14 protein-coding genes and 1 pseudogene are annotated in these 18,720 nt (G+C 46.8%); all 15 read right to left on the reverse strand.

Annotation, left to right across the window (positions count from 1 at the left end; genetic code table 11):
* Positions 1-29: 29 nt before the first annotated feature.
* The 15 genes and pseudogenes from HMPREF1986_RS01645 to HMPREF1986_RS01715 all read right to left on the reverse strand — a co-directional run bounded on the left by HMPREF1986_RS01645 (position 30) and on the right by HMPREF1986_RS01715 (position 18,614).
* On the reverse strand, positions 30-3,242 hold the full coding sequence (locus tag HMPREF1986_RS01645) for a type I restriction endonuclease subunit R, EcoR124 family (protein WP_021772985.1): 3,213 nt from the start codon (positions 3,240-3,242) through the stop codon (positions 30-32).
* A gap of 144 nt (positions 3,243-3,386) precedes the next feature.
* On the reverse strand, positions 3,387-4,022 hold the full coding sequence (locus HMPREF1986_RS01650; RefSeq protein WP_021772986.1) for a restriction endonuclease subunit S: 636 nt from the start codon (positions 4,020-4,022) through the stop codon (positions 3,387-3,389).
* 15 nt (positions 4,023-4,037) lie between these two features.
* Entirely contained in the window at positions 4,038-4,526 is a 489-nt protein-coding gene (locus HMPREF1986_RS01655; protein WP_021772987.1) for an NADAR family protein, read from the reverse strand.
* A gap of 148 nt (positions 4,527-4,674) precedes the next feature.
* Positions 4,675-6,297, reverse strand: a complete 1,623-nt coding sequence (locus HMPREF1986_RS01660) for an ADP-ribosylglycohydrolase family protein (protein ID WP_036598756.1) — start codon at positions 6,295-6,297, stop codon at positions 4,675-4,677.
* Positions 6,298-6,300: 3 nt separating this feature from the next.
* A complete protein-coding gene (locus HMPREF1986_RS01665) occupies positions 6,301-6,981 on the reverse strand; it encodes a DUF4433 domain-containing protein (protein ID WP_021772990.1) in 681 nt (226 codons plus the stop codon).
* A complete protein-coding gene (locus HMPREF1986_RS01670; RefSeq protein ID WP_021772991.1) occupies positions 6,978-8,399 on the reverse strand; it encodes a 3'-5' exonuclease in 1,422 nt (473 codons plus the stop codon). The genes HMPREF1986_RS01665 and HMPREF1986_RS01670 overlap by 4 nt, the downstream gene beginning before the upstream one ends.
* Before the next feature lie 235 nt (positions 8,400-8,634).
* Positions 8,635-9,789 (reverse strand): restriction endonuclease subunit S, encoded by a 1,155-nt coding sequence (locus tag HMPREF1986_RS12765; protein WP_021772993.1) that lies wholly within the window; start codon positions 9,787-9,789, stop codon positions 8,635-8,637.
* The gene (locus HMPREF1986_RS01680; protein WP_021772994.1) at positions 9,789-12,374 is read right to left on the reverse strand and encodes a type I restriction-modification system subunit M; all 2,586 of its coding nucleotides are present in this window, start codon (positions 12,372-12,374) and stop codon (positions 9,789-9,791) included. The genes HMPREF1986_RS12765 and HMPREF1986_RS01680 overlap by 1 nt, the downstream gene beginning before the upstream one ends.
* 228 nt (positions 12,375-12,602) lie before the next feature.
* Positions 12,603-13,127 carry a hypothetical protein gene (locus HMPREF1986_RS01685; RefSeq protein ID WP_021772996.1) on the reverse strand — a complete coding sequence of 175 codons (525 nt, stop codon included), beginning with the start codon at positions 13,125-13,127 and terminating at the stop codon, positions 12,603-12,605.
* Between the two features lie 199 nt (positions 13,128-13,326).
* Entirely contained in the window at positions 13,327-13,815 is a 489-nt protein-coding gene (locus HMPREF1986_RS01690; RefSeq protein WP_021772998.1) for a topology modulation protein, read from the reverse strand.
* A gap of 220 nt (positions 13,816-14,035) precedes the next feature.
* Positions 14,036-14,347, reverse strand: a complete 312-nt coding sequence (locus tag HMPREF1986_RS01695) for a hypothetical protein (RefSeq protein ID WP_036598758.1) — start codon at positions 14,345-14,347, stop codon at positions 14,036-14,038.
* Positions 14,325-16,712, reverse strand: coding sequence for a hypothetical protein (locus HMPREF1986_RS01700; RefSeq protein WP_021773000.1), 2,388 nt, complete (start codon positions 16,710-16,712; stop codon positions 14,325-14,327). Before HMPREF1986_RS01700 ends, HMPREF1986_RS01695 begins: the two co-directional genes overlap by 23 nt.
* Positions 16,713-16,720: 8 nt before the next feature.
* Positions 16,721-17,035 (reverse strand): annotated as a pseudogene (locus HMPREF1986_RS01705) (protease Lon-related BREX system protein BrxL); the annotation flags it as partial.
* The gene (locus tag HMPREF1986_RS01710) at positions 17,005-17,871 is read right to left on the reverse strand and encodes a DUF364 domain-containing protein (RefSeq protein WP_021773002.1); all 867 of its coding nucleotides are present in this window, start codon (positions 17,869-17,871) and stop codon (positions 17,005-17,007) included. The gene HMPREF1986_RS01710 and the pseudogene HMPREF1986_RS01705, both read right to left, overlap by 31 nt.
* Positions 17,872-17,939: 68 nt before the next feature.
* Positions 17,940-18,614, reverse strand: a complete 675-nt coding sequence (locus HMPREF1986_RS01715; protein ID WP_021773003.1) for a hypothetical protein — start codon at positions 18,612-18,614, stop codon at positions 17,940-17,942.
* Positions 18,615-18,720 lie beyond the last annotated feature (106 nt).

Raw genomic sequence — 18,720 nt, forward strand, 5'->3', positions numbered from 1 at the left:
ATACCGATGAAGGGCCGTCCTCGAAACGATCACTCTCCTTCCTCTTCCCTGCCTCCGCTTTTTCCATTCTCTTTCTCTCTGTCCCCCGGACTCGGAATCTCCTTTCCGCCCGAGAGGATAAAATCCGTCAAAAGAGCGTTCACCCTTTGCTTAATGCGAAAGGCCGGCATTGCCTTCCCGTCAAGCCCCGTAAAATACTCCTGCGCCTTCTCCCTGATCACCGTTCCCTTCAGAGCATCGAAGCGGCCATACTCATTGATATTGTCTTCTGTGACATTGGCATCCAAAAGATCATATACCAGCTTTTCCTCCACCCCAAGGTATCTGTGAAGCCGATCCACTTCCTCTCTCCTGGCATCGCCCCTGTACTTCGAGATATAATCGGAAAGACTCATTCCGTCCTGCAATTCCACATCTCCGGTCTGAACATCGTGCAGAAACAGACTGGCATAGCGCTGATCCTCCTGAGACAAAAACGCGAAGGACTTGTGGAGCTCCGTAAGCGTCTCCTCCAAAGCCTCCGGGGATATCCCCGGCTGGTCCAGCTCCTTTTTCCATTTCTCGAAACGGGAATTCATATAATTATAATCGATCACGCCGGTGCTTTGCTCTGTGAGATACGGATCGATCGGAAAGCTCAGATCCCCGCCTCCCTCTCCGGAGCCGTCGGAAGAGCGAAGCTCCTTATAGCGCTGCAGAAAAATCACATACATCTCCTCCGTCGGGAAAAGCTCCACAAAATCCTTTTCCCCTTCTCCCTCCTCCGTCCTCTCATACAGCCTCTTGTCCCAGCGAAAGCCCTGGATCTGCGCCGCCTGGAGATAGGTGGAAAATTCCCGGAACAGCTTCGCAAACTTCGCCCTTTCGGCTTCCTCCTCCGGCAGGCGGTCCAGCTCCGGGATCCCGGAAGCCCGGAACAGCTCCAGCATCTCCTTAGAGCTAAGGTTCATATGCTCGACATGCTCCGGCAGATGATCCGCGAAAAGCCCCATAGGCCTGTCCCCGGAATACAGCTTTACCGCATCCTCGATATTCCGCTTCATGCTGTGCGGCATGCGGTAGCAGCGGATCGAGCCGAAGGGTTTCTCATTGATATTAAAGAGGCGGTTCGTCCTGGAAAATGCCTGAATCAGATTCTGATACCGCAGGACCTTGTCCATATACAGCGTATTGATCCACTTCGAATCAAAGCCTGTCAGCATCTGATTCACAACGATCAGAAGATTCAGCTGCTGCTCCGCTCCGATTCGCTCATAGGGCTTTTTATGGGAGAGTCTCGCCGCCACATCCTTTTTAAAGCCGGCATAGCCTCCGATATCGAAGCTCTGCCCGAACATGGCATTGTAATCCGAAAGCATCTCCTTCAGCCCGTCCTCCTTCTCGAGAGAGCTCTGTCCGCCCGCATTGTCGATACTGGAATCGAAGAGCCCCGTGATCTTAAGAGCCGAACTTTTCTCCCGGAATTTCTTATAGTAGCGGATCGCCTCCGGAATCGAGCTCACCGCAAAGATCGCATGAAATTTCCCGTTCCGGCTCATGCACTGCCAGTTCTCCAGGATATCGCTGACGACAGCCTCCTGATACGAATCGGTCTCATACTGTGCCGTCGGAACATAATCCTCAATCCCCTTCTGGTACTTCCCGTCCTTCCCCCATCTTCCGGCCATCGGAATCTTCTGCTCCGACAGAAAATGATAATAGCGTTCGCTCCTCTTCGGATCCGCGAGCGCCTCCTCCTCTGAGGCCGCCCCCGCCTCCAAAAGCGCGACGGTCCGGCGAAGCTCCTTATCCTTATAGACCATCACCATGGAGGGATCGAAGCCCAGGACATTTCCGTCCCGGATGCCGTCCGCGATGCTGTAGCGATGCAGCTCATCCCCGAACACATCCGCTGTCGTGCTGAGCGCCCTCACATTTTCATCGAAGACCGGCGTCCCGGTAAAGCCGAAGAAGAGAGCATTCGGAAAGGTATCCTTGATCGTGCTGAGCATCTCCCCGAAGGTGGATCTGTGGCATTCATCGACGATGAAGACGATCCTCTTGGACTTCATGCTCTCCAGATCGCTCGACCGCATCTTCCCCGCGGCATCCTCCCGGATCCTGCTCATCTTCTGGATGGAAGAGACGATCAAGGTATTCCTGGGGTCCGCGCTTTTCAGCTTGCCGATCAGGGCGATCGTGTCCTCCGTCTCCTGGATATCGTCCGCATCATCCGCAAATGCGCGGTACTCCTTTAAGGACTGCGTGCCGAGCTCGATCCGATCCATCAGGAACACCACCTTATCCGCATCCCTGGAATTCGCGATCAGCTGAGCCGATTTAAACGAGCTCATCGTCTTCCCAGACCCCGTCGTGTGCCAGACATAACCGCCGAGCTGCTTCCCCTCTGTCCAGTCATTCCGAGAGACCCGGTCCGAGATCCTGCTCGCCGCATAGTACTGGTAGCTCCGCATCACCTTCAGCACACCATCGGAGTCATCCGCCACCGTATAGAATCCGATCAGCTTATGTGCCATGGGGATGGAGAGAAGATCCGCAGCGATCCTCCGCCAATCATTGATCGGCTCATTATTGAAATCAGCCCAGTGGAAGAAGAAATCCGGATTGAATTTCCCGTCCGGGCCGGGATTCGCAAAATACAGAGTCTCCTCCGGGTTCATCGCGACAAAGACCTGAACCAGCGAAAAAATTCCGCTGAAAATCCCCTCGTGCGCATACTTCTGAATCTGATTGCACGCCTCCGAGACCGGAATGCCGCTCTTCTTAAGTTCTATGTGAAAGACCGGCATCCCGTTGATGAGAAGCATCAAGTCCCCTCTCCGATCCTGGAGCAGCTTCTCGCGGCGCGAAAAAATCGGCTGCTCTGCGATCTGATAGCGGCTCTGCCCCGCTGCGATTTCCATCCGATCATAGATCTTCAGACTGACTTCCTTCCCGTAGTGAAGACTGTCCTTCGGATTCTTCCGGGTGATCGCTACGGTCTTCCCATTGATAAATCCATTTAACGCAAGCGGAGTCCTAAGTCTCTTGATCTGCTCCAGCAGCTCCTCCATCTCCTCCGGGACGAGCGGACAATGATTCAGGCGGTCGATGTCCCGGTTATTCTCAAACAGGATATCCGCCCAATTCTCGATGAGCTGCTGCTCCGTCGGCCTCTGCAAAACCCTCTTCTCCCAGCCCCTGCTTTGCAGTGCAGCGATCAATGCCTTCTCAAAATCCGCCTCTTTATCAAACCCAATCATTATAAAGCTCCTCGATCCGGCTTCTTAAGCCTCTGCTCTTCTTATCCCCCTCGGCCCTCCCCGCTTCCCTGCCGGAAGGCCCTGTTTTACAACGCAATTCGCACGCTGCTCCCCGCCGAAAAGCCTGTCCCTGCCCTTTACCGATTATGCCCCGCCCAAAACCCTTACCCTTGCAGATATCCTAATGTTTTGAAGCTTCTTTAGCTTACGCTGATGAAGGGTAATGAGGTGGTCGAGATGGATGAAAAATCTACCGATCTCGGTCTGTTCACTACTGTCAGCAGGAAATGAAATGTCCGTATTCAGGATTGCACTCCTTGAAACAGATGTAACTTTGATCCCCTGCATCAAAGGCAAAAGCTGATCGTGGTATGAGCCCGAATTCATATAATAACCAAGGTATCCTCGGGCGAACTTTTGCTTTGGTCGAAAAGGAATGGTATGCAGCCCGGAAATAGTCGGGAAATCTTGTAATCCCGCTATTTCTGTGCATTTTCCAACTGCATCATCCTCAGCAGTATCAGCCATAATCACATCGCCATCTTGCAACAGAGAAGTCTTAAATTTATCCACTATTTGCTGTGATGGAATGTAAGGTAACTCCGATTTTGAAGCATCCAGGTATTCATCAAACTTGATCAGAACATCTCCATAGTGGATATTCTTTGCAACGCCGGTTTCAAAGACCAAATCCGCCCTCGATAGCGTATTATTTTGTAAAAAATCAAAAACATCCCCTAGCTTCCGCTGTTCCCAAGTTAAAGTCAATTTTTGTTCCAAAATCGTACCGATTCCTCAGTTCATCGACGCTGCAAGCTTAGATCGTGTCATCATAAGCGTATATCCGAGCAAATTCTGTCCCCGCCACTGTGTCGGATCAAAACGTCTAGGATCTGTCATGGACAGCCCTATCCCCCAAATGCAGTCTTTGGCTGCGCACTCTGCAAGAAGAGCATCTCCGGTATTCAGCAAATTCCGTTTCAAGCTCTCATTCTGTGAAAACTTTGCCAACAATCCCTCATATACGATCAGCTGCCGGATTCCATTCCAGATATGCCCATCATATCCGGTCACAAGGCGCCCGAACGCCTTAATCTTCGCTGGATCATCCGTCCCCAGAATTTTGGCAGCCGCCGCCTCGTCCCGGAAACAGACCGCTTTCCGATACATCATGAATTGCTCCAGAGAGCTAAAGTCAATATCATCTGCCCGGAAGGCAGAAAGATACCAGTTGCTCAGAAATCCATTTTCCTCCTCCGGATTATGAAAACCGATGACATTCATTTTAAAGTCCCCCCTTTCTGCACGGCAAATTCAAGTTCCAGATCATGTCCAGTGCTAAAAACTGTTCATTTGCATCAGATTCTATACGCTTCCGCTTGAGTTCTATATGTCCTCCCCTTTTATCCATAGATTTATTTCCTGTCGCTGTTCATTTTATACACATTTTCAGAAGCTCGACCATCTTCTCATTCACATCAAAGCGCTTCGCTATATCAATTATAGTTTCATCATTTTCGATAAATGCCTGAATTATCTTAAACGTCTTACCAACTGTAATATTCCCCTTGAATTCAGGCTTGTCGAGCAATTCTTTAATCGTCGAAGCCTTCAGTGTAAATTGACGCTCATGGTTTTTTACCTCCCTCGATTTCTGTAAGAAGTCGATTTCCGCTATTTGCTTTAAAGTAGACTGTTGCTTAATCTTAGAAACCATATTCCCTGACCGCATATTAAGACATTTATTTTCACTTCCTCGATTCAGAAGAGTGCGAGTTTCAAGGGGCTGGAATTTTTTCATATAAATTGTTTGCCCCAAATCCGTTTGCCATCTTTCAATTAAAATAGTACCGCATTTTACAGAATATTCTCTCAAGTCAAGAAATCTGATCTTTCCAATCGGTGAAGATCTCCAACCATTTTCTTGTCCTTTGTGGTTTGACATCTCCGCCCGAGTCGCTGCCTTTTTATCATCAGAAAGCAGAAGTTCTGTCATCCGAATAAGACAGTCAAAATCCTGTACAACCCTCCACTCAGCCGGAATCCAGTTAGTTCCGCACAGCATTCCAAGTAATCCACCAGTTATTGAAGCAATCGTATCTGTATCCGCATTAAATGAAAAAGCTGGAATTCTTATCCCAAGTACAGGGTTTGCAGCATACTTTGATGCCAGATAAAGCGAAGCTAATACCGTCACATCACCCGCCCCGCGCACACTACTAAAACAGCCTAATTCTGTCAGCATTTTAAAATCATCCAGCATTAGCCCTTTATTTAAAGAGGCTCTAATAAATTCAAGCTGTCGAAGCATATGAGTTCTAACATTCTCCCATTCTTCGATATAATTAAAGCCGCTATATTGATTGACAACATTAAGCCAATCACCAAAATCACCTGACTTAGGATAAGTACTCCAAGATTGCTGTCCGTCAATAACAGCAGACACCAATTCGCCGTATTCGAGCATGGTGTCTTTTCGCAACAGATAGTTTAAAGCATAAGCATAACAAGTAGCACCCAAAAAGGCTCTTGGATGACCATGAGTGATAATAGTATCCTTTATAACATCTACCATCAGAGCTGAAACATCAGCTTTATTTGCGCCGGCAATAACGTGGGGCAGAATACGCATTGCCGCGCCATTTCCCCCAGCATTGAAATATCCTTTCGTAAAGTCTGAACGCCAGAGCAATACTTTTTTGTTGCTAATCGATCGAGCCGCTTTTAATAAAGAGCCACCACCGCCACGCTCATATCTCAGCCAAAAGGGAAGCTCCTTCTCAGCAAAAAATCTCTCCCAATCACCAGCGATAATGCTTCGTGCCACAGATAACGTCATCTGTGTATCATCACTGTATTCCCCAGGGAGAATCTCTTCATTATGCCAGCAAGGTTCCTTGCATCTACGTGTCCATTCAATAAAGAAATTTTTGACTTTCTGCCTCTTTATCTGATTCTTGGACTGCGGCTCATTAGGCCAGCCTAGAGCATCACCTATAGCCGTTGCAAGCATGGCTCCCCTGCATTTTTCAATTTGGGTTGGTATCGTTGGCATTAGTTATTCCTCCTCTAGCCAGGCACACCTCGTTTCATCCGGCTTACAGCCATTCTTAATCATGGCACTCCAATTTTTGGTGAACACGTCTGGAGCAATATAAATCTCTATTTGTTCAACGCCGTAAATTTTCAACATTGCCTTTACTCGCTTAGCAACCTCTTCATTATGAGCGGCAATACCACTAATATATTCGCGTGGGATATTATCCCTTATCAAAATCTCTGCCTGACCATCTGTCGGACACGAAGCAAGCATCTTCGGAGGCCTCGGATATGAAAATGTCGGCACAGAAACAGAAAAAATCGACTCAATTTCTCCCATATCACTGTTAATATATGCCCCTTTACCCTTACTTGCATTACACGGACAAAATTTTGCCTCTCTGCAATTTAATATACTCAAATCTATGTACAGAACAACCCAATCCTCAAATATCTTGTCGGTATTCTCCCGCATGGCCTTTTGCAAAAACCATGAATTTGGATACTGTATGGTGCAACACACCGATTTCCCCTCATTATCATAGCGTTTCTCGTCAGTGACATTTTTCGTATCATAACGAATTGAACTGCTTGCCAGCAAACCTTTTTCAGAAGACATGATATGCGTCAGATTCTGGAGTCTCGTAAAATGACATAAGCGAGTAACACCACGAGTCTTTAGAATATCATACGCACTCATATAGCATCCTCCTCTTCAAAAAAAACATAATTATCCGAATTCTTCGGAAAAAGCGGCGTGAGTATACCACTGTATGACATGTATAAGCCAAATTTAGATCGCGTAACTGCTACATAAATTAGTTTTATTTCATTGGCATAAGCCTCTTCAACCGTCGCATTAGCGACCGTCTCAGGATCTGGAAACTTATCTTCCGATAAAAATGGAACAATTACGTTGTCAAACTCTAAACCCTTTGCCGAATGAAACGTTGACAGGTAAACAGTTTTATTATAGGCATAGCCTGGCGTATCCTTATTGATTTCTATTGCATTACACCCCTTATTTTTCAGTCCACGCATAAACAAATGGATATCGGCCCTATTTCGACAAATAATAACCACAGATGTGGTTTCACCAAAGGAAGCCGCCCGTTCAACCACCCAGGATATCTCTTGCGATCTACTTGAAAATCTTACAAGAATAGGTTTTGGGCCTTCGGCAATTTGCATACTGGAATCAACCATATCTTCGTCTTGTTTCCAATACTCACTCTTGATAATGTCCTTCGCAAAGGCAATAATGGTCCCGGGATTACGGTAATTTATATCGAATCTCCAAATCTTATCTGTATTAATGCCCGAATCACGCCATGATAAACGGCTTCCATATATCTGCTGCGCCACATCACCAAAGAAAGTGAACGATCCACCATCCGCAACGGACTCAACCAGCGACCTAATCATCATTGGTGAAAAGTCCTGCCCCTCATCAATAATGATGTGGGCATATCTCCGTTCACTGTCATCTTCCTGCAAATATTTATAAACATAGAGCGCCAAATCATCCCAGTCATATGCACTACCTGATTCTTTGCGAAGCTCTATGTATTTCTGATAAGCATAGAAAACCCACTTGCGATTCTCGCGTTTGATATTAGCAGAAAATCTCCCAATGCGCTCGGCATTAGTATATGAGGCAAGATCCGCAAAGCCAAATTTCTCGATAAAAGTTATTTCGTCAGCAAAGAATCCTTTAGAGCGATGAAAGGTTGATACATACGGATACTTTTCCCGCAAAGCTTCTACAGCCTGCTCGATATAATGAACTTTTTCTTCCGGACTTAATATTCCATTACGTGTAGGAATTTTACCTCTGCTGCTCAGATAGCCACGAGCGAATTTATGATAATTCTCCACTACCAACTTTGAGTTCCGTGAGGGATTCAGTTCGCACATATATTTGACTAAAGCTCTGTTAAAGGTGACAAGCAATACCCGCCCGCCATTTGGTATATTAGCAAGCAAATGGGCACGCTGTAAAGCCATGGTTGTCTTTCCGCTCCCAGCAGTACCCAGCACAACTATATGTCCTTTCGCAGGCAGAGCCATTACCTCTTCTTGTTTCCCTTGCAGCATTATTCTGTTCTGGTCCAACATTTCTTATCTCTCCTCCGAGCTATCAAGTATATATTTTTGTTTCACAAGAATGTCAATATCTCTTTTGCCTTTCCGTTTCCTTATCACAATATTTTTGTTGCAGTAATCCTGAATCTCCCAGATTATGTTCATCGCTTGGCTCTCCCCGACAGTAAGTAAATTGATGTTCCTTTAAATTAAAAGACATAGAAGAGCCGTGGTACTATACAATTTCTATTGCTCCCTCGCACTTTCCCTAAACAAACATCTTTTCCAGCATAGCTTTCTTAATATTTTGCAACTTCTCCAGTTTTCGCTGATGAAGGGTAATGAGGTGGTCGAGCTGGCGAAAATAAATCCCTATTTGCTGTTGCTCAGTCCAATTTTCTGTAAAAAAGCACTCTGTATTAGTAAGGATCGAATAGTATCTTTTATATCCCTCACTTTGTGGTCTATATCTTTCCAGCATCGCCATTAAATAAAATCCATCCATTTTTTGTTTGCCTTTGATGATGCGAACTCCATCTGTCGCTATAAAAAATGGCTGATGTGGTTTATATAATGACATGGTGTGATCTCCGAAGATAACAACATCTCTGTAGTCTGTACAAGGCATCCCCTTTGCAAACCCCAAGATCGGTTCATTCCCTTGCTGAATTATTTCATATTCTCCATCCTGTTCCGGCGTTTTTATAAAGTTCTCAAAAGGCAGTGTCTGTAAAACTTCACCCAGCTTCCGCTGTTCCCAATCATCAGTAAATCCAGAAAAACGGATCCTCGGGATTTTTTCACCTTTTTGCGGGAACATATTTTCGAGCATTGATTTCTTGATGCAAATCAACTTTTTGCACTCACACCGATGAAGGGTAATGAGGTGGTCGAGGCTATCCATCCATGCACCAATTTTTCGCTGTTCTTTAAGAGTCGGCATGGGTATCGGCATCTCAAAAAAGACTGAATCTTTTATAGAAAATCTGTCCGACCTTGCGCCAGAATCTCCATTGAAATACATAAAGGAATGCCAATAGCCGCTTTTAAAGAACCAGTCAAGGTATGTTGTATCAATATCATGAGTTCTAAATACCGTATAAAGTGGTGAAATTACGCCGTCTCTTCCAAGTTTATTACGGTTTACTGGACCCACCGGAGCTGTCACTGATATGCGCGGATTATAAACGAAATCTTCATTCTTAACCACGTAGTATCCACCAATATTGTTGACATTTGTAATATCATGGTCAAAGAAATCTCTTTGGCTGACAACCCCAAACTCAGCCGAGTTCGTAAAAGTCTCCTGTACGGTTAAATCTGCATTCTTTTCAATGACTTTGTCGGCTACATCTCCTAGCTTCCGCTGTTCCCAATCATTATCGAAGCCGGAGAACCTGAGTGCCGGTCTTTTCTTCTTCATCAGCGCCCTCCCCCCAGCAGTTTGCAGAACTCCTGTACGCCTGCCATATCGCTTTCCGATCCGGTGAGCTCCGAGAGCATCTGGCAGATAGAGCGGCTGGTCTCGTCGATCTCCGTCACGATATCCTGATACGTATCCGAATATTTCTTCGAGAGGGCCTCAATCTCTTTCTGAAGTTTATGGATCTCATTTTGCGGAAGAGCACGGATCCCCTCCGAGATCGGGCGGATCCACTTCACCTGAAGGAGCTCTCTCAGCTCCTCATCTCTGAGATTTTCCAGCCTTTCTTTCGTTCTTAGATGCAGGGACTCCTCCTCATTTTTGATCTCCGACTTCAGCTTCTTCTCCTCTACGCTGAGTGCCTCGACCTTCTGAAGACTTCGAATCAGTGCCTGATTCCCCGAGGCATCTTCCCTCCGAAGTGTCTTTATCACAGGATTCAAATTTTTCAGGACGAAGGCATCATTTCCGTCATTTAAGGCCTCGGAGATCGTCTCCTTCTCCTCCTCCGACAGCTCCTCCAGGACAGACTCATATTCGGAGGAAATCTCCTCCAGTCTGCTCCTCTGCTCTTCTATCTGTCTTTGCTCCTCCTTCATGAGTACCTTCTGGACGAGCTCGAACGGCAGGATATGTCCCTTCCAGCCTTCCTGAACCTCGGTGTCCTTCCCGTTTTTCTTCTTGATGACCATATTGGGATCAACCTGTCTCAAAGCCTGCATCCCCTCCGCCTGAATCAGCTCCAGATCTCCGGTGATCTGATGATAAGAGCGGTAGAAGATCTCATATGCCTCGTAGGGGTCCGCCAGTTGAATGCCTTCAAAGCTCCGGAAAAGGTCCGACGTGATCCGATCCTCCGTCCTCACGATGGACAGCGTCTCCGTCTGGGAGAGCAGAAGCTCTGAGAGCTCTCTGTCAAAGCCGGAAAAGGTATCCGCATACTCCTTTTGAAAGCGGATGACATCCGGATTTTCGGAGATGGTCGCTTTCAGATCGGAGACCTTTACGCGCGCATAGCGGCCGTCCGACTGGAAAAGCTCCTCTTTCAGAGAGGGAAAGACCTCCCAATATTTCCTTAATCCATCCAGCTCTGCCTCCGGGATCCCCCCGAACATGGAGGCATAGATATCCCAGCTTTCCGCGCCCTCCGAGGAATCCACATAGCGGGGGATATTCAGATTATAGTCGTTTGCGCGAATCTCCTCTCTTTGGATCCTTCTGGAATACTTCGGGATGTCGAGTCTCCCACTCACGGTATCTACGATCTTACGGATATCGCAGGCCCGCAGTTTATTGTTCTTCCCCTCCTTTCGGAAGCCTCTGGAGGCATCCACGATGAGGATATCTATGTTTTCCCGTTTTTGCCGGAGTACCATGATGATGGTGGGGATGCCGGTCCCGAAGAAAATATTCGCGGGAAGGCCTATGATCGCGTCGATATTGTTCTGCTCCACCAGATTCTTCCGGATCTCCCCTTCTTCCCCGCCGCGAAAAAGCACGCCGTGCGGCAGGACGATCGTCATGATTCCCTCCGGCTTCAGATGGTAGAGATCATGGAGGAGAAAGGCATAGTCCGCCTTGGATTTCGGAGCGAGCCCGTATCTTGCGTAGCGGGGATCATTTTCCTTTCCCTCCGGCTCCCAGCGCTGGCTGTAGGGAGGATTGCTGACGACGGCATCCACATAGAGCGGATAGTAACTTCCGGCCGGATCGGCGTCATCAAAATAGGGCCAGTCCTCCTCCAGCGTATCCCCGTTCCGAGCCGCGATATTGTCCGGAAGGATCCCCCGCATCACCAGATTCATCCTGGTCAGGTTATAGGTATTGGCCTTCAGCTCCTGCGCGTAATAGCGGATTCGGTTCGGATCGTCCATATACTTCGCTATGGCGTGACCGATATTGATGAGGAGGCTTCCGGAGCCTGAAGTCGGGTCATAAATCTTGATTTCGTCATGCCCCTTCAGATGCTCCGCCACGATCTCGGACATCAGGACAGAGACCTCATGCGGCGTGTAGAACTCCCCGGCTTTCTTCCCCGCATTGGCGGCAAACATGCCGATCAGATATTCATAGATAAAGCCGAGGACATCGTAGTCCTGTTTTCCGTCCATCGGAATATCATTGATGAGGTGGATGAGGTCGCTGAGGGCCTTGGTCTGCGCCTTCGTATTCTCTCCCAGCTTGCTCAGCCCGGTCTCCAGCGTATTAAAGACCGCCTCAAAGACTCTCATGTGGGAGGGGGAAATCAAACGGGTAAAGGAGGACAGGGCTGTGCGGACATTGTCCACGCTGAAATCCGCCCCCAGCCTGATCCATGTGGAGAAGAGATCCTTATAGGCGATAAAATAGCCGAGGCTCTGCTGCGCATTCTTTACCGTATCAATGTCCTCTTCCTTGACATAGTTCTCAATGTCCTCCGGCGAGTACTCATTTTCCAGAAGCCATCTCTCCTCCTTATCCGAGAGATACTTATAGAAGATCACGCCGAGGATATAATCCTTATATTCGTTCGCCTCGATCTTTGAGCGCATCCTGTTCGCGGACTCCCAGATTTTAGACGCAAGCTGCTGCTTATTCATCGTCATAGACCCCTTCGTAAAATCCTGTTTTTTGAGCTCTTTCAGACTCTGATTTTAGCAGATTGCCCCGTAAAATTCCATACGGCAGACCGGAGTCAGCGGCATTCTGTCGATCTCAGAAAGGTGCTGTCCCAAAAAGCGCAGGGGCGAAAATGCTCCGCACCGGACCGGTCGCTCGGCGGAAACGGTACCGCGGCAAGAGGGTATTCACACTCAAATTTCAACTTGACGATGTCAAGCATTTAAAATTTCCATTATCGCTTTCTCATAATCATCGTTTATAAGAATCATCGGTTCTCCCACACGTTGGAAACCTTCTATAATCTTCCTGTTTTCCGATTTGATCCAATCAGCAGTGCAGTAGGAATCGTTCATTCTGTCCTCAACATCAGATCCGTGATCTCTTATATCATCAAAATGAGCCTCAATATAAGCATCCGTCATCGCAAGGCAAATGAAGCTGATCTCCGCCAAATATTCCTTGTCAAAATTCTTCCGCCAGTCATATGGGATATAGCAACCCTCCACGATTAGATTCTGCCGGTTCTCTATCGCCGTCTTGATCATTTCACAGACGATAGGCCAGAGATAGCCGATAAGTTCGTCATCATCCTCCGGCGTAAGATCCGTATTGCCGCTTCTGATCAAGCCCATCTTCAGATGATCGATGGAGAGATAGGGGTACTTATATTTTTCAAGCATCCTTTGTGCCAGCACAGTTTTACCCGTGTGAGATGCCCCTGTAATAATAACAATCATATCAGAACCCCTTTATCATAATCATCTCCATCGACTGCTCATATCTCGAAATGTCCGAAGCAAACCCACCGCAATCCTTACCGCTTAAATTCCGATAGCAATGCCGCGCATCCTCATCGACTGTATCCATTTCCGAAAGGCGATTTTAATCCATCCATTCCATCTGCCCTTCCTCTGAAAAATTTTCCACTTTTGCCATCTATATACGCTCCAGATATTTATTCGCATCCTCTCGGCTTCGGAAGATATGGATCTCCTTCCCCTCGCCATACTGTTCCAGCAACTCATATATCTGAGGCAGCTCTATTTCCGGGAAATCGATGATCCACTGGCGAAATTCTTCATCAAGCTCTTCTTCTACCCAGGGTATCTCTTCTCTCTTTTTCCCTATACGGGCTTTGGCTCCGGTAAGGCAGACTTCCAACGGATAATCCAAAAAGAAAACTGTATCACAGTATTTGAGACGCATCTCTATCGTTCTGCCATAATTACCATCGATAATCCAGCTATCTGTATTCAATATATCCTTTAGCCTCTTATCAAATTCATTCTTGGTAATATTTGTCCTGTCCGGCAAGTGCCAGATCATATCAAGATAATATAACGGAAGTCCCGTTATATCTCTAAGTTGTCGTGCAAAGGTACTTTTGCCTGCTCCCGGGCTTCCGATAACAATGCTTCTCTTCATTATCTGTAAACCTATTTAGAAAAACTGTAAACAGTGTTGTATCATAAAACCTGACCTTTGGGGATGCAGATTAAAATCTGGACTCTGACAGGCCCCGGAGGGGACTGAAAGAATGTATCCCAAGAAGTAGGTAATGAAAGTGTTGAAGCTATATCATAAATCTGGACTTGACACACTCTGTCGTTATCAATCGTCATTCTGTTGTCATTTTATCATCAGTTTATTCCTCGGTAGGATCGCCATTCTCCCGAGGCGAATTATCGCTATCTTCCTGTGATAACTCAGCAAGCTTTTCTTTTATCTTGCTTATCAGAAGGACAATGCAGTCATAAACTCGCCTCCCTTCCTTATCATCCGAAATGCAGTTCACCACCTCGATGTCCTCAAAGTCCTTGTCATCGCTGTAAAAAGCTTGATAGAAATCCTTCACATCAAATTGGAGATTGGATTTTTCTATCTCAAAAATATTTTCATCGTTTTCAAAACAGGCATATCCCACATCCGTTTTCTTAAACTGAAGCATTCTTTTCATAACGTTTCCATCTCCTTCTCAATGTATCCAATCCGCCCTCGATATGGTCAGAAATGATATCAAGAATGTTGTAATCTGCATCCCGATATTCCAAAGCTCCCGACTGGATATAGATTTTGTCATCTTCCTTCCCGATAAAGATAACATTATCGACATCAAGATTTACGATAAACTGTGGTCTGTGAGTCACCATTAAAACTTGACGATGTTCACCCATAATCTTAAAACGGTCAAGAAGATAATCCCGGACAGCCTTCTGCGAAATATTATCTTCGGGCTGATCGATGATATACATGCCATCGTGGCTCGTTTCATAGGATAAAATATCAAAATATATTTGAGCATCAAGTCCGGAAGACAATTCCTGTGTTCTATCCTTTCCCGCCTGCGTTATCGTAAATTTATTTGCCAGATCAGAATCCAGCTTTTCCTGTATTTTTGATTTCAGCTCCTTCAATGCTTCTGATGGAGCTCCAGTAAAATAGGAAAGCCGTTCTGACAATTCATCCTGGCTCATGTCCAGAACAGATTTCTTAGTCCCCTTCTTCATCTCAGATGTGAAGAGACCTCTGACATACTCTTCATCAATCTCTGTTATACCCAGTCTACTATTAAATTCATAATCGTGAACTCGTTCCGTTTGTACCCGAATCATCTCCTTCTCGATGCAGAAGTCCGGTATCATTAGTTTCTCTCTCCGTCTAATGATAGCAGCAATCGCTTCGGCTGCATTGTCGATGTTCTCATTATAAGTTGACAGCTTCTTTTGCGTATCTGAAACAGAGGACTGGTATTTCTGCTTGAACTTATTGACGGCATTTTGGAAAAGGGCAATTTTTGTATTCTCTCTTTCAGCTCTTTTCTTTTTCTTATCATAACGCTTGGACATACTGTCCAGCTGTTTAATAATGTATTTCAGCTGTTTCCTGTCATCCTGTTCAATCCAAGTGTTTCCTATTATCGTCTCTATTTGTTCGGCAATATTATCCAGGTCATCGCTGATATTATTGTACACCTTTACACGCCGACTATTCTTTGAAACAGTTCCAACAAATGTTATACTCTCTGCCTGTTCAATATCTTCATCAAGTATATTAAATCTTCCCAGCTGAGCTTCGAGAAGCTCCAATGCGAATTTTTCTTCCAGATATGAAAAAATAACATTCAGCTTTCTCTGGATCTTTTCCTTGTATGCACCTGACTTAATCGCAGCCGGATAATACGGGCTCAGGAAATCGTCAGACTTGATTTTTTCCTGTTCAAATTTGTCACGAATCTCACCCTGCATATCAAAGGCAAATATCTCCGCCGCAGGAATCGATGTTTCCACCTCGATATTCTGCTTTTTCAGATATTTATCATATCCTCGAACCACGGACTTATTAAGCAGACTGTCTTGCTGCTTCCTGTATTCCGTCAGCTTATGCAGCAACAAAGACTTCCCTATCGAATTGTCTCCGACGATAACATTTATTCCACGGGACAGCGGAATATCATACTTCACTCCATCTATAGTGATCCGAATATTTTTTGTATAGGTCTCAGTCGGATTGAAGAAGCTGTTGACAGTCTTTATTCTTCTGTAATCTGTCATTGCCATAACCAGACCCCTGAAGCATGGCAGACACTTCACATACGTATAAATGAAATCCGTATTATCATGTTCTGTCTCTTTAGGATAATACCGCCAATCATGACAATCCGAACCCGTAATAAATCGGATATCCTCAGTCAAATTCTGCGCATTCAGGAAATTCTTATTGAACACCTCATTCTTACGGTTTTTGAACTCAAAAGCCTCGAAATAGTCAGTGTAAACAAACTCTTGGAACTTCTCTTCTCCAACTGTTTTTGCATCATTTTTATATGGACGAGAGGTTGTCAGCGAACTCTTCTGATGAACAATAAGAACCGTATCCAGATCAATTCTTCTTAGAATGGAAAGAAATTTCTCTTCTGAAAAAGCGCCCCCCTTATCATATGCTATTTTTCCCTTATCATCTACCAAACAATCAGCAATCTTAGCTACTTTAGCTTCATCCTCATCGTTAAATACCGCTATTACATGTAACACAGTCGGTCCCTTTTCTCCGATAAACTCAACCGTAAATTCAATGCCCGGAAACACTTTTATAACGGAACACTGTTCATCACTTTCGTAAGCCTTCAATGCTTTATACATGTCAAACCCAAATGCATCATGATCCGTAATGGCGCACATTTGAACACCATTGGCGTTCAGCTTCTCCGTCAAAACGCCAATGTTATCCATCGTATTAAAGGCCACCTTCTCCTTGTCCTTTGAACGCGAACAAATAGAATGTATATGCAAATCAATTTTATATCCAGACTCCACTACCTTCATAAATCTCCTTATTCAACTCCCGGCACCTTAAACACTGCATCCTCCGCTCTTTGATACGGAATCAACTGAAATGCACTCATCAATTCCAGCGGCACCGTTGCTAACTCTGTAAACGATATCTGTGGAAACAGCACCTTTTTCGCCCCAGAATCTAAGCATACCTGCAGCCTATCCGCAAAGTTCTCTGCCTTGATTAACGTACCACTGACGTTAATCCCGCCAAGGATTGCCATGAAGCTCTGCCCCGGTCTTCCCAAAGCGATAGAACACAGCGCAATCAGTGTTGGCAAATTCAGCTTCCCGGCCATACCGATTCCCCACAGAATCTCGATCTTTGCCTCTTCCGGATCAGAGTCCTCTCCGCGGATTTCCCGAAGAAGTGATAGCCCGATCCCCCCTCACTGATGATATCTAAAAGCTCATCCGGCTTTGTCACGGAAATCCCGCCAAGCATGGTGACGCCACGGGAGAAAAGAGCATCCGGGAGCATGCCTGCTGTGGGGCCGACGAGCAGGATCTCCGCCCCCGGCTTTGCCATTTCCAAAAGTCCCGGCAGGGTATCGTTTAAGATCGTCACACCGGTGATGACCAGTAGGTCCGCATCCGGCACGCACTCATTTGCCCGCTCCGGCGGAAGATAATAGGGAAGCTCCCTCTCCTTTAAGGTCCTGGGGTCCTGCTCCATGACGCGGAAATCCGAAGAAGAGGCCAGGAGTCTTTTCAGCATGGGCACCAGCGCGCCGACCAGCACGGTCTTAGGATAGCGGCTGAGATCCAGCTCATCGAAGGCATCTCTCCCCATTAAAATCTCATAGTCCTGGGACGGGGACTTCTCCCACACCGCCGTGCTCAGAGCATTCAGAACGGCAATCCCCAGAGTACGGCGGAGGATGTTTTCGCAGAAAATATCCTCAAGATATGCCCGGACGGGCCGTCCCCGGAGCCGCCCTGAAAGCGGCATCGCTTTCGCGGAACTCGGGCAGCAGACTGCCTCCGGAATCTCCTTCACCGGTGTAAAACAGAGCCCTCCCTGTCCCGTAGACAGCTTCACCCCGGAGAAAAACAGACCGAAGACAGCCCTATCCACTGTGATTTCCTCCAGCTTCAGGCTGTCTTCCAGTTTAGATACGCATTCCCTTAAGATAGAAAGCTTCTCCATATTTTCTCTTTTTATTCCCTTTCTTCTCTCAGAGCGGACAGAATTCCCTTCGGAAATAGTGCGAATCCTCAGCCGCCGTTTTCCTCCATCAGTCTCTCCCGCATTTCTCCGAGCGCCTCCGGCGGGCTGCTGAACAGTCTTGCGTGCTTTGTCTTCACAAGGGATGCCGCACCGGACATGGATATCTGAGCCAGCACGATCTGCTCGTAGCGCAGATCCAGCTCGTGAATCCTGTCCGCGATGATCTGATTCCCTATATCCATATGTCCGGCTCGAACCTCCCGAAAGGCATCCGGCAGCGGATAGATATCCACCTCCTCCGGCATATGATTTTTGCGGCGGTACTTAAGATAGCTCCTTCGGCTGGTCTCGATCGTCCCCTCAAAGGTGCAGAGAATCGCTGTCCTGCCCGGGCAGCGGGAAGCCCGATCCAGCATGGCGATGTCCGCCGGAACCACCGGCTTATGGAAAATCTGAGTAAACGCCTCGGCCCACGGCGAATAGATGGTACAGGTCATGATAACACCATCCGCTCCATCGGTAAAGGCATCCGCGATCATGGACGAAAAGCGCCTTGTGCTGTCTGCGCGTATCCCTCCCTCCCGCTTCAGCTTATCCATCAATCCGCCGTCCAGGTAATGGATCAGTCTGTATTCCGGCGCGTGTTCCCTGAGATAGGCTGTCATGGGAAGCGCCGCATCCATCGTCGTGCTGACAAGAGCGATGCTCTTCTCCTCCGGCATTTCCGTCCCCTTTCTGCTGCAATGTATTTACCACATCCGCCAGATGCATTTTTTCCCGTCCTGTCGCTTAATGATGAGACAGCGATATGGAGGCTACCATCCTGTT

It is taken from the genome of Oribacterium sp. oral taxon 078 str. F0263 (assembly GCF_000469565.1).
Classification (GTDB): domain Bacteria; phylum Bacillota; class Clostridia; order Lachnospirales; family Lachnospiraceae; genus Oribacterium.